Source organism: Rhodococcus sp. 27YEA15, from assembly GCF_049739425.1.
Taxonomy (GTDB): domain Bacteria; phylum Actinomycetota; class Actinomycetes; order Mycobacteriales; family Mycobacteriaceae; genus Rhodococcus_F.
The window spans coordinates 5,038,423-5,051,330 of the sequence record NZ_JBMHHW010000001.1 but is presented as its reverse complement, the minus strand read 5'-3'; the positions used below and the strand labels follow the sequence as shown (position 1 = coordinate 5,051,330).

9 protein-coding genes and 2 tRNA genes are annotated in these 12,908 nt (G+C 63.7%); 1 reads left to right on the top strand and 10 read right to left on the bottom strand.

The window, feature by feature from the left end:
• Positions 1–3 precede the first annotated feature (3 nt).
• Entirely contained in the window at positions 4–522 is a 519-nt protein-coding gene (locus ABH922_RS23615; protein ID WP_424809245.1) for a peptidylprolyl isomerase, read from the bottom strand.
• 110 nt (positions 523–632) lie between these two features.
• Between ABH922_RS23615 and ABH922_RS23610 the strand changes: the two genes are divergently transcribed.
• Entirely contained in the window at positions 633–1,103 is a 471-nt protein-coding gene (locus ABH922_RS23610; RefSeq protein WP_424809244.1) for a hypothetical protein, read from the top strand.
• A gap of 52 nt (positions 1,104–1,155) precedes the next feature.
• Here the strand turns inward: ABH922_RS23610 and ABH922_RS23605 are convergent, their stop codons facing one another.
• The 9 genes from ABH922_RS23605 to ABH922_RS23565 form a co-directional block, all read right to left on the bottom strand.
• Positions 1,156–2,820, bottom strand: coding sequence for an alpha/beta hydrolase (locus ABH922_RS23605; protein WP_424809243.1), 1,665 nt, complete (start codon positions 2,818–2,820; stop codon positions 1,156–1,158).
• 378 nt (positions 2,821–3,198) lie between these two features.
• A tRNA-Ala gene (locus ABH922_RS23600) sits at positions 3,199–3,271 on the bottom strand.
• A 175-nt stretch (positions 3,272–3,446) separates the two neighbouring features.
• Positions 3,447–3,520 (bottom strand) — tRNA-Ile (locus ABH922_RS23595).
• Between the two features lie 75 nt (positions 3,521–3,595).
• Positions 3,596–5,008: a DUF3566 domain-containing protein gene (locus ABH922_RS23590; RefSeq protein WP_424809242.1), complete on the bottom strand. Its 1,413-nt coding sequence runs from the start codon at positions 5,006–5,008 to the stop codon at positions 3,596–3,598.
• A complete protein-coding gene (gene gyrA, locus ABH922_RS23585) occupies positions 5,008–7,539 on the bottom strand; it encodes a DNA gyrase subunit A (RefSeq protein WP_424809241.1) in 2,532 nt (843 codons plus the stop codon). Before gyrA ends, ABH922_RS23590 begins: the two co-directional genes overlap by 1 nt.
• Positions 7,540–7,634: 95 nt before the next feature.
• Positions 7,635–9,671, bottom strand: coding sequence for a DNA topoisomerase (ATP-hydrolyzing) subunit B (gene gyrB, locus ABH922_RS23580; RefSeq protein WP_424809240.1), 2,037 nt, complete (start codon positions 9,669–9,671; stop codon positions 7,635–7,637).
• Between the two features lie 198 nt (positions 9,672–9,869).
• Positions 9,870–10,793, bottom strand: a complete 924-nt coding sequence (locus tag ABH922_RS23575; protein WP_424809239.1) for an alpha/beta fold hydrolase — start codon at positions 10,791–10,793, stop codon at positions 9,870–9,872.
• 38 nt (positions 10,794–10,831) lie between these two features.
• The gene (locus ABH922_RS23570; protein WP_424809238.1) at positions 10,832–11,956 is read right to left on the bottom strand and encodes a PDR/VanB family oxidoreductase; all 1,125 of its coding nucleotides are present in this window, start codon (positions 11,954–11,956) and stop codon (positions 10,832–10,834) included.
• The gene (locus tag ABH922_RS23565; RefSeq protein WP_424809237.1) at positions 11,953–12,861 is read right to left on the bottom strand and encodes a metal-dependent hydrolase; all 909 of its coding nucleotides are present in this window, start codon (positions 12,859–12,861) and stop codon (positions 11,953–11,955) included. Before ABH922_RS23565 ends, ABH922_RS23570 begins: the two co-directional genes overlap by 4 nt.
• Between the last annotated feature and the right edge of the window lie 47 nt (positions 12,862–12,908).

Genomic DNA, 12,908 nt, shown 5'->3' with positions numbered 1-12,908 from the left:
TGTTCAGGAGATGGTGACGCTGTTGATGACGACCGGCTCCACGGGACGATCACCGCGGTCGACCGAGGTGGAGGAGATCGCGTCGACGACCTTCTTGGAGTCGTCGTCGAGCACCTCACCGAAGATGGTGTGGCGACGGTTCAGGTGCGGGGTCGGGCCGGTGGTGATGAAGAACTGCGAACCGTTGGTGCCCGGACCGGCGTTGGCCATGGCCAGCAGGTAGGAGCGGTCGAACTGCAGTTCCGGGTGGAACTCGTCCTCGAACTTGTAGCCGGGGCCACCCGCACCGGTTCCGGTGGGGTCGCCGCCCTGGATCATGAAGCCGTCGATGACCCGGTGGAAGATCGCACCGTCGTAGAACGGGCCGGTCTTGGTGCCGGCCGCGTTTGCGGTGGTGTACTCCTTGGTGCCGTCGGCGAGACCGACGAAGTTGGCGACGGTCTTCGGGGCATGGTTGCCGAACAGGGCAATCTTGATGTCGCCGCGGTTCGTGTGCAGTGTTGCAGTCTGAGTTGAAGTCACCCCACTATCGTGCCATTGCGTCCGTTCGCGCGGATGGCGCCCCGGGAAACTGTGTGACTCCGGTCCCGAGACGCCGGGCCGCACGCACACAGTTATGACACAGTGGAGGGATGACACGAGTGACCGAGTCTCTCAGCACACAGCTGCCCGATTCCTTCGATCATGCGCGGGCACGCGTCGAGGAGACCTTCGACGACACTGCCGCGTATCTCGAGGAAACCGCCACCCGGATCAAGGAATCCGACGCTGCCGACAATGCTCGTCGGATCGCCGCGGTGGTCGCGACATCGCTGGCTCGTGGGGCCGGACAGGTCGGCGTGTTCCTGGGTCGCCAAAGCGCCGCAGTAGCGAAGAAGGGCGTCGCGAAAGCCAAGCAGCTACCCAACCGGTCCGCCGAGCGGGTCGAGAAGACCGCGAAGCCGCGTGGACGTAAGCGGGTCGTGCTGTTCCTGATCGCGGGTGCTGCGGTGGCCGGTGGAGCGGTGTTCTTCAAGAATCGTCGTAGCGAGCATCCCCCGGTGGCCCCTGCTCCCCCGCGAGTCGAGGAGAAGCCCGCGGACAAGGCTGAAGAAAAGTCCTGAATTCGATCTGACAAAGCCCGGAACACGTCGGTGTTCCGGGCTTTCTCCGTCCCTATTTGGTGGGTTGGAAGTTGTTCGTCAGGGCGCTGCGTACCGCGTCCGTGTCGGCCTGCGTCCAGCCTTCCGGGTGCAGGATCCGAGCCCACATGTCCGCCGCCTCGGCACCGTAGTTGTGGCCGTGACCGGACGGTACGTCGGCGGAGAACACCATGTCGAGCGTCACCTGCCAGAACGTCACGAGCGGTATCCACCTCATCCCGGGGTCGACGTCGCGGCCCAGTGGTTCGGAGAGCCAGTCCGGCTGGTTGAGGAGTAGGTCGAAGGACCACCAGACGATCGGGTCGCTGGCGTGCTGCCAGTACACGACGCGTGAGTCGTTCCAGGGCGCGTCCAGTTCGAGATCTTCGGGATCGCCGGCGAAACGGATCGCGCGCCCCTCGTCGATCACCGGTAGAACTTCGCGTGAACCGGAGTCGCGATTTCCGGTGATCGCCTGCCACTGGGCGGTGAAGTTGGGGGTTCCCACCCAGAGCGCTCCGTCGACACGAGTTGTCATGTCCTGCGCTCCGGCGAAGGCAGCCTGACCGCCGTACGATCCGAGACTCTCACCGAAGACGACGAGTTTAGGACGCTTGTCGAGCGGCAGGTCGATCCACTTCGCGTAGACAGCGTTGAACAGGGCCTGACCGGCAGCCATCGGGGTTTCACGGTCGGCGATGAACGCCAGCGGGCTGGGAAGGAACGAGTACTGCATTGCGGCGATGGCGGTGTCGCCACCTTGCGTGTACTCGAAGGCGGAGGCGACGTCGTCGTTGACCCAGCCGCGACCGGTGGTGGTGACGACGGCGAGAGTGCCGCGATCGAAGCCGCCGGTGCGGACGAGTTCGTCGACGACACGCTGTGCGACGCCGTTGATCGAGTCGGACGACTCGCGGCCGGCGTACACGCGAATGGGCTGCTTCGCCTCGCGGCCGGTCACCTCGGTGATCTTTTCGGCGGAGGGTCCACTTCCCATGAAGGTACGACCTTCCCTGCCGAGGGTGTCCCACGGTTCGGCAGACATGGGCGAGCCGCTGCGCTCGGCGATCAGAGGCTCGGTGATGCCGTCGGGGGTGTCGTTGTCGGCGCCGGAGAAACTCCAGTTCGCAAAGGCGATGAGGCCGTTGTACAGGGCGCCGTTCACGACGAAGATCGCCAGCGCGAAGACGACGACCAAGCTGGCAACCTTCGCGGCTTCCTTGGGGACGAATCGCAGGGCGACGGCGGTGAGTTTGTTGGTGAGATACCGCAGGCCCCGGCCCGCCTCGAGCAGGATGAACCAGACCGCTACCGCTATCACCAGGACCAGCAGGTAATTCAGCTGTTGGGTACGCGGAACTTCGACCAGATCGCGGACGATCTGCTGCCACCAGGATCCGAGAATCAGGAACAGCGGAATCAGGATGATCGCCAGAACGGCAAGGACGCGCCAACCGATTTTCTTGGTCCGATCGGACCAGGTCGGTTCCACCCCGCACTTGCGGATCATCCAGGCGGCGGTCACACCGAGGGCGTAGCCCATGGCGACGGAGATGCCGGTGGCCACTCCTTGCAGGTACCAGGCACGCGGTAACAGCGACGGGCTCATCGAGAGGACGAAAAAGACCAGGCCGACCGCAAGGCCGACCGAGTGCAGCGTCGCGCAATAGCGCCGCACACCTTCCCACACACGTTTCATTCGGGAATCGTAAGCGGAGGATGTCCGGTTGCCGGTATTTACGGTGGTCAAATGCTGGTTGAATCCGGAACGACACGGCGGACGCGACACCGGGCGTACCGTGACGACATGTCGGCGCTCACCCCCACCGCTCGCGGTTTGATTGCCGCTTTCTCGATTTCCGGGATCGTGCATCTGGTCAACCCGAGGTTTTCACCCGGACGATGCCACGATCGCTGCCCCGGCATCGCGAACTGACAGTGGTGTCGGGCGCAGCAGAATTGGCGTGCGCAGTGGCCGTTGATCTCGGCCGCCCTCCGGGCGAGCAGGTAGCGCCACCGGAACGAAAAAAGCCACCTTCCGGTTTCCCGGAGGGTGGCTTTCCTTGCAACGTACTTGTGGAGCCTAGGAGATTCGAACTCCTGACATCTGCCTTGCAAAGGCAGCGCTCTACCAACTGAGCTAAGGCCCCGTTCGGTTTTCCGACCGGAGTCAGACTACCTATTTCCTATCCTGTTTCCAACTCGTGCCACACGGGGTTTCCGCGCCGACTTTTGATCAACGTGGCAACTCCGAGGGAGATCAGAATCGAGGCCCCGACAAGCAGGAAAACCTTCATTCCGACAACCCTTCGCGGTACATGGGAGTGGGCCTAGGAGGACTTGAACCTCCGACCTCTTCATTATCAGTAAAGCGCTCTAACCACCTGAGCTATAGGCCCCTGAACCGATTTCAAAGATTACCCCACCGGGCCGCTGACACCAAAACGGCTCCGGCGGGGCAACGTTTCCGCAGGTCAGTCGCGGTCGGCGAGAGTTACCTCGACGCCGCCTACCAGATCCGAACAGAGGTTGTAGATGAAAGAACCGATCGTCACGAGGGCCGTGAAGAGCACCATGTTGGCCACCCCGATCAGAGCGGCATAGCCGAAGACCTCACCGGCAGTCACGAGACCGTCCGACCCGCCGTCGGCCACGATGTCGGTGAACGCGTTGTTCAGTCGATCCCAGACGCCCATACCGTCGAGCACGACGTACAAGAGACCGACCGCAACCATCCACACGAAAAACAGCGATACGGCGATCACCGAGGTGATCTTCAGCGTCGACCACGGGTCGATTCGTCGAACCTGCACCGTCGCACGCAGCGGAGCACCGTCGGCCACCTCAGCATTCGCGGCGTGACTTTTCTCACTACGAATCGTCTGCGGTAGCGGATGCTTCGCCTCGGAGAGATCCGGCATGTCCTTCGGCAGATCCTTGCGATCGATATGCCGAGTCGGCCCGTCGATGACGGCCGCGACCGCTTTGGGATCTGGCGCACCCGCCGGTTTCGCTCGAGATGCAGGCTGACTATTCGCACCCGGTGCCGCAGTTCCGGTCACCACCGGTCGAGTGGGCGGCGTCGGCGGTCGATCCTTCCCCGCGTCGACGGCAGTGCCCGCAGCGGGGCGCCCCTGATCGTCGACGGGTTTCTTGGTCGGCTGCACCGGTCGTGGACCACCCGGAGCGGACTTCTGGACACCACTCTTGGCGGTATCGACGCCTGGCCGAATGATGTTGGTCTGCGGTTCCCGCTGCGGCACAGCCGGTGCATTCTGCGGCACAGCCGGTGCATTCTGCGGCACAGCCGGTGCACTCTGCGGCACAGCCGGTGCACTCTGCGGCGGTGCATTCTGCGGCACAGCCGGTGCATTCTGCGGCGCCTTGGCCAACGTCGGATTCGGCGAGGTCGGGGCCTTGACCTGCTTCGGCTTCGAAGCTTCGGCGACGGCCGGTTTGGCCGGCTCCGAAGTGGGATTCGGCTTCACGGGCGGCGGCACCTTGACTGCTTGCGACGGCTTGGCTTCCGGTGCGGCCGGTTCCGGCTTCACCGGCGCAGCCGGCTCCACCGGCTTGTCGGCTCCCGTCCGAGCAGCATCAGCCTGCGGTGTCGGCCGAGCAGCATCAGCCCGTTGCGCTCCGCGCTGCCACGGCGGGACTTGACCGCCGCGGGACTGCGCAACCGTCGGCTGCGCCTGGGTCGGAGCCTGCTGCGCCGGAATAGATGCCGACGCAGCAGGCTGACCTGGATCTCTCGCCGGCTGACCTACCGGCGGTTTCGAGCTGTTCGTCCCGGCCGGAGCAGCGCTCTGCTCAGGCTTCGGGGGCACCTGACCGGAAACGCTCGCGCGCTTCTGGTCGTTGCCCGGCTGGTCGGGAGAGCTCACTAGGACTCCTTAGCTCCGTCGTCGGCACTGTCGGCATTGTTCGCGGCGTCGAGGAGCTCTTCCGGCTCGTCGGCGTTGCGAGCAATAGCCAATAGGGTGTCACCTTCGCCGAGGTTCATCAGGCGAACGCCCTTTGTTTGACGTCCGGCCTTCCGTACCTGCTTGGCAGCGGTACGAATGACGCCGCCTCCCGAGGTGATCGCGTACAGCTCGTCGTCGTCGTCGACGATGAGCGCTCCGACCAGAGTGCCACGTTTCTTGTCGTACTGAATGGTCAAGACGCCCTTGCCGCCGCGACCCTGAACCGGGTAGTCCTCCATGCCGGTGCGCTTGGAGTAGCCGCCGGAGGTGGCGACCAGCAAGAACGTGCCTTCGCGTACGACGTTGAGGGAGAGTAGTTCGTCATCGCCGTTGAAGCGCATTCCCTGAACACCGGACGTGGCGCGGCCCATCGGGCGCAGAGCCTCGTCGGTGGCGGAGAAGCGGATCGACTGACCCTGCGCCGAGACGAGCAGCAGGTCGTCGTCGGAGGAGCAGAGCACGGCGCCGACCAGTTCGTCCTCGTCGCGCAGGTTGATCGCGACGATGCCGCCGCTGCGGTTGGAGTCGAAGTCGGTGAGCTTCGACTTCTTGACCAGACCGTTGCGGGTGGCGAGGACCAGGTAAGGCGCATCTTCGTACGTCTTGATCTGGATGACGGACTGGATGCGCTCGTCCGGCTGGAATGCCAGCAGGTTCGCGACGTGCTGGCCGCGAGCGGTGCGACTCGCCTCTGGCAGCTCGTACGCCTTGGCGCGGTAGACACGGCCCTTCGTGGTGAAGAACAACAGCCAGTCGTGCGTCGAGGTGACGAAGAAGTGCGAGACGATGTCGTCCTGCTTGAGGCCGGCACCCTGGACGCCCTTGCCACCGCGCTTCTGCGAGCGGTACAGGTCGGTCTTGGTGCGCTTGGCGTAGCCGGTCTCGGTGATCGTGACCACGACGTCTTCGCGGGCGATCAGATCCTCGTCGTTGACGTCCCCGTCGGCGGCGATGATGCGGGTACGGCGGTCGTCGCCGTACTTGTCGACGATTTCCTTGAGCTCGTCCCGCACGATCGTGCGCTGACGTTCCGGCTTTGCCAGGATGTCCTTGTAATCGGCGATCTCGATCTCGATCTCGGCGAGCTCGTCGACGATCTTCTGACGCTCGAGTGCAGCCAGACGGCGAAGCTGCATCGCGAGGATCGCGTCGGCCTGGATCTCGTCGACGTCGAGGAGTTCCATCAAACCGGCGCGGGCGACGTCGACGGTCTGTGACGCACGGATGAGCGCGATGACCTCGTCGAGTGCGTCGAGTGCCTTGACCAGGCCGCGCAGGATGTGGGCACGTTCTTCGGCCTTGCGGAGCAGATACTTGGTGCGTCGGACGATGACCTCGAGCTGATGCGTCGTGTAGAGACGGATCATCTGATCCAGACGCAGGGTGCGCGGCACTCCGTCGACGATGGAAAGCATGTTGCAGCCGAAGCTGGTCTGCAGCTGGGTGTGCTTGTAGAGGTTGTTCAGCACGACCTTCGCGACGGCGTCGCGTTTGACGGTGACGACGATGCGCATGCCGACGCGGTCCGAGGATTCGTCGTGGATGTCGGAGATGCCGCCGATCTTGGCGTCACGAACCTGTTCCGCGATGGAGGTGATCAGGTTGTCCGGGTTGACCTGGTAGGGCAACTCGGTGATGACGATCGTGGTGCGGCCCTTGGCGTCTTCCTCGATCTCGACGACACCGCGCATGCGGACCGATCCGCGACCCGTCCGGTAGGCGTCCTGGATTCCCTGGCCGCCGACGATCAGACCATGGGTCGGGAAGTCGGGTCCCTTGACGCACTCCATGACGGCCTCGAGGGTGGCTTCCTCGTCGGCTTCGTAGTTGTCGAGGGCCCAGTAGATGGCCTCGGCGACCTCACGCAGGTTGTGCGGCGGAATGTTGGTGGCCATGCCGACGGCGATACCGTTGGACCCGTTGATGAGCAGGTTCGGCACCCGGCTGGGCAGGACCGTGGGCTCCTGCGTCTTCCCGTCGTAGTTCGGGGTGAAATCGACTGTCTCGTGGTCGATTTCACGCAGCATTTCCATCGCGAGCGGCGTGAGCCGGCACTCGGTGTAACGCATGGCGGCGGCGCCGTCGTTGCCGCGGGAACCGAAGTTGCCCTGGCCGTCGACGAGCGGGTAGCGCAGCGACCACGGCTGGGCCATGCGGACCAGGGTGTCGTAGATCGAGGAGTCGCCGTGCGGGTGGTAGTTACCCATGGTCTCGGCGACGGGGCGGGCGGACTTCACGTATCCGCGGTCGGGACGATATCCGTTGTCGTACATCGCGTACAGCACGCGGCGATGCACCGGCTTGAGGCCGTCCCGGACATCCGGCAGAGCGCGACCGACGATGACGCTCATGGCGTAGTCGATGTAGCTGTTCTGCATTTCCTGCTGGATGTCGACCGGTTCGATCCGGTCGTGCTGCGGTCCGTCCGGTGGCAACGTGGTGTCGGTCATGAGTTCACTTTCTTAAGAAGAAGATGGGGCGCACGCGCCCTGCGCGCATTTTCGGTAGTCGGGACCACCGAAAAGGCGCACAGGGGCCGCAGGCCCTACACGTCGAGGAAACGGACGTCCCTGGCGTTGCGGGTGATGAAGCTGCGCCTGGCTTCGACGTCTTCGCCCATCAGCACGCTGAAGAGTTCGTCGGCAGCGGCCGCGTCGTCGAGGGTGACCAGACGCAGGACCCGAACCGTCGGGTCCATGGTGGTTTCCCACAGTTCCTTGGCGTTCATCTCACCGAGGCCCTTGTAACGCTGGATACCGTCGTCCTTGTTGATCTTCTTGCCCGACTCGAGGCCGGCGGCGAGTATCGCGTCGCGCTCACGGTCGGAGTACGCGAATTCGGGCTGCGCACCCTTCTGCCACTTGAGCTTGTACAGCGGTGGCTGCGCGAGGTACACGTGGCCGTGTTCGACCAGCGGGCGCATGAAACGGAACAGCAGCGTGAGCAGCAGTGTTGCAATGTGCTGGCCGTCGACGTCGGCGTCGGCCATGAGCACGATCTTGTGATAGCGCAGCTTGGCGATGTCGAATTCGTCGTGGATACCGGTGCCGAAAGCGGTGATGATCGACTGGACTTCGGTGTTCTTGAGGACGCGGTCGATGCGCGCTTTCTCGACGTTGATGATCTTTCCGCGCAGCGGCAGGATCGCCTGGTACATGGAGTCGCGACCGGATTTGGCCGAGCCACCGGCCGAGTCGCCCTCCACGATGTAGATCTCGGACTTCTCCGGGTCGTTGGAGCGGCAGTCGGCGAGTTTGCCGGGCAGTCCACCGAGGTCGGTGGCGCTCTTACGACGCACCAGTTCGCGTGCCTTACGGGCGGCGATGCGGGCCTGCGCCGACGAGACCGCCTTGTTGACGATGGTCTTCGCGTCGGCGGGATTCGCCTCGAGCCAGTGCTGCAGGTGCTCGTTGCAGGCCTTCTGCACAAACGACTTGACCTCGGTGTTGCCGAGCTTCGTCTTGGTCTGGCCCTCGAACTGGGGCTCGCCGACCTTGACCGAGACGATGGCGGCGAGACCCTCACGGATGTCGTCACCGTTGAGGTTCTGCTCTTTTTCCTTGAGCAGCTTCTTGTCGCGCGCGTACTTGTTCACCACGGTGGTCAAGGCGGCACGGAAACCCTCTTCGTGCGTTCCACCCTCGTGCGTGTTGATGGTGTTGGCGAAGGTGTGCACGGACTCCGAGTAGCCGGAGTTCCACTGCATCGCGACCTCGAGCTCGTGGCCGGTTCCCTTGGCGGTGAATCCGACCACCGAGTTGTGGATCGGGCTCTTGCTCTTGTTGATGTGCCGGACGTAGTCCTCGAGGCCACCGGGGTAGTGGTAGATCCGGGTCTTCGCCTTACGGGGCGCCGCTTCGGCGGCTTCCTGTGCTTCGTCGGCAGCCGACTTGGGTGCCTCGGCAACCTCGACGGCTTCGTCGTCGACGACCTCGGCCCGCTCGTCGGTGAGCGTGATGGTCAATCCCTTGTTGAGGAACGCCATTTCCTGCAGACGACGCGCGACGGTCTCGAAGTTGTAGCGCGTGGTCTCGAAGATGGTCGGATCAGCCCAGAAGCTGACGGTGGTACCGGTCTCCTTGGTGGCGTTGCCCTGGACGAGCTCGCCCGGCTTGGACTCGGTGTACGTCTGCTGCCACCGGTAACCGTCGACGTTGATGTCGACGTCGAGCCGAGTGGACAGCGCGTTCACGACGGAGATACCGACGCCGTGCAGACCACCGGACACCGCGTACGAGTCGGAGTCGAACTTTCCGCCTGCGTGTAGCTGGGTGAGGACGACCTCGACGGTGGGGACACCGGAGGCGTGCATGCCGACCGGGATGCCGCGGCCGTCGTCGACGACGCGGATGCCACCGTCTTCGAGGAGGGTCACCTCGACCTTGGTGGCGTATCCGGCCATGGCCTCGTCGACGGAGTTGTCGACGACCTCCCAAATGAGGTGGTGCAGGCCGCGCTCACCGGTGGAACCGATGTACATGCCTGGTCGCTTACGTACCGCTTCCAGTCCTTCGAGGACTGTGATGGACGAGGCGTTGTAGTCCTTGCTGGAAGTGCTTGTATCTGACTTCTGGGCAGCCACGGGTGGGTAGCTCTCCTTCTCCGTCAATACTCGAGCGCAGCCGCCAGCATGCCCTTGCGGGTGTCGTCGGAGCGGGGTCGAGAAATGTTGCCGCTAGTTACCAAAAACCATCTTACTGGTAAGCACCGACTACAAGCGGTCAATGACACCCCTGGTTGCGCCGCAGACGAATTATTACGATCAACTGAGGGTGAAACGCTAGGAACTTTGCTTCACCGAGCGACGTGATCGCAGGCTCGCAATAAACGCCCGCGTATGTTCGGCAACCTCGCCCGGATGTGAGATCGGTGACCAGTGCCCCGCCGGAATCTCACGTCGTCGCAGGTCGGAGACCCACTTCTCGGTGTCTTCGTAGCCGATGGGACGAACCGCCTTGTCGAATTTGTTCAACACCAGCTGAACCGGTATGTCCGTGTACCGCTCACGCGGCTTGCCGAGCGAAGGCCTGATGTTCGCCCGGTACAACTTCAGGCCGTTGACCATGTCGTCGGCGAGGGTCGGCGCCGTGCCCACCACTTTCGGGTCGAGGCGGTCGAAGAAACCGAGAAACGCAGGCCAGTGCCTGGAGAACCACAGGCGCAACGGGAGGGTGCAGAGTCCGGGAACCTGGAACAGCACCGTGTACGCCGATGCGACACCCTGCGCAGCGGGACCGAGAAACCGACGCTTCGACGCGCTGGCTCGGATCCACTTGCCGAGGTGATCGAGATTTGGTCCGGAGATGGATGTGAACGACGCGATCTTGGCGTCGGCCCCCGGTTCACAGACGGCTTCCCACGTCTCGACGGATCCCCAGTCGTGTGCGAGAACGTGCACAGGTGTGCCGGGGCTCACGGCGTCGATGACGGCAAACAGGTCACCGGCCAGTGCACCGAGTTGATAGTCCTGCACCCTCGAGGGGACGGTGCTCTCCCCCGCGCCGCGACTGTCGTAGCTGACGACGCGGTAGTCCTCGGCGAGCAACGGTGCGACGCGCTGCCACAACTCGTGGGTGTCAGGCCAGCCATGGACCAGCACGATGGTTTCGGCGTCGGCTTTGCCCTGTTCGAACACGGCGAGGCTGACGTCACCGTGGGTGACACGTCGGGCGGTCACGGCATGGCGGGCAGCGGGCTTGGTCATTGTCGGAAATACCCTTCTGGAGTCGGGGACGGGACGTCCTAGAGATCGAGGACGAGACGTCCGCCGTCGGCGCGGGATACGCAGATCAACATCTCGTTTTCCTGTTCGGTGTCGGTGAGGCGCTTCTCCCGATGGTCGGGGGTTCCGGCCAGAACCTTCACGCGGCAGGTTCCGCAAAATCCTTGTTGGCAGGAGTATCCGACGCCGGGCAAGGTCTTCTTGATCACGTCGAGCGCGGATTCGTCGGCGGGCACGGTCAGCACCTGACCCGAGTTGACCAGTTGCACTTCGAATTCCTTGCCGTCGACAACGGGCGGCGCCCCGAACCTTTCGAAATGCAAAGCAGTGGATGGTGTTTCACGGAAACCGCGGCGAACGGCGTCGAGCATGGGCGTCGGGCCACAGCAGTACACCGCTCCCCCGTCCGGAGCGCGACCGAGAAGGTCTGCGGCAGTGGGCAGTCCGTATTCATCGTCGGGCCGAACGAAGACCCGACTTTGATCCCAGCCGGCGATCTCCTCGAGGAAAGGCATGGATTCACGAGAACGACCGGAATAGACGAAGTGCCAGTCCATCCCCAATTGCCTTGCTGCACGGACCATTGCGATGATCGGCGTGATTCCGATGCCACCGGCCACGAAGAGAGCGCTGCCTTCACCGACGAACGGGAAGCCGTTGCGCGGCCCACGAACGGTGACTCGATCACCAGGTTGGAGAGCGTGCATTTCGATCGATCCACCACCACCGTCGGGGATTCGGCGTACGGCGACGCTGTATCCGGTGCGGTCTGCGAGATCACCGCACAGGGAGTACTGCCTGCGCAGTCCGGACGGCAGGTGGAAATCGAGGTGCGAGCCGGGATGCCAGGCGGGGATCGGCGAGCGGTCGACGGATTCGAATCGCAGACGCACCACGTTCTCGTCGGTCGCGACCACGACGCGATCGGTGACCACCATGGTCATGGCGCTGTCCGGGTTGTGGCCGGCGCTGTCCGGATTGTAGTCGTACGCGGTCAATACTCGAAGGTACTTGTCCGCCAACAACTCCGTGATCCGCATGGCGCGATCGGGGCGGTTGCGGCCGGACAGATCCGGTGGGGCCGCGAGCCGCGGTAGACCGTCGTGGCCGGAGATGACTTCCTTGACCCTCGAGAGCGAGATCATCGCGCCGCTGCCTGGGCTGCGGGTGACGATGCCAGGTACTGCACCGCCTGGGAGGTGGAGCCCTCGTTGCTGGGGTGATACGACTTGCTGAAGTATGTGGACATCCGCTTGACCAGCTCGAACGTGGTGGGAACTGTGCCACGTTTTCCCGCTGCGACGAAGTCGGACAGGTGCGGACGTCGACGGCGCGGTGCCTGCGCAGCGAGTTCGGGATCGTTACGCATCAGGAATCTGGTGCCTCGGATCCACAACCACACGATCATGGGGGTGACGAGAATCTGAGTGCGGATGCGGCGGGTCTCACGCTTGTCGAAGTAGCGCATCACGTCGTAGGCGACGGAGCGGTGTTCGACTTCTTCGGCTCCGTGCCAGCGCAGCAGATCGAGCATGGTCGGGTGCATTCCGGCTTTGTCGAGGCCGTCGGCGTTGAGTACCCAGTCGCCGAGAAATGCGGTGATGTGTTCGATGGCAGCGATGATCGCCAAGCGCTCCACCAGGTGGTTCTCGGCACGCAGGCCTGTCATCGGACGGGGGCCGAGCAGTTTCGAGAACGCCCATTCCATCTGCTGGGTGTAGGGCGTGGGGTCGAGTCCGTTTTCCTTCAGGTGCACGAGGACACCGGAATGGGCGTTGGAGTGCATGGCCTCCTGGCCGATGAAACCGACGACGTCTTCGCGAAGCTTCTCGTCCTCGATGAGGGGCAGTGCTTCCTTGAAGGTTTCGACGAACCATTCCTCACCGGCCGGCAGCAGCAGATGCAACACGTTGAGGACGTGGGTGCTGAAGGGGTCGCCGGGAATCCAGTGCATGGGAAGGTCGGCCCAGTCGAACTCGACGTTGCGGGCTTGCAACAAGATGTGCTCCGGCTCGGTGAGAGAGGCGGGCGTCGAGGCGTTAGGCGACATCTGGCTACTCCTTCATGCCTGTCGGTCCTGCTGGACGACAGCCTTGT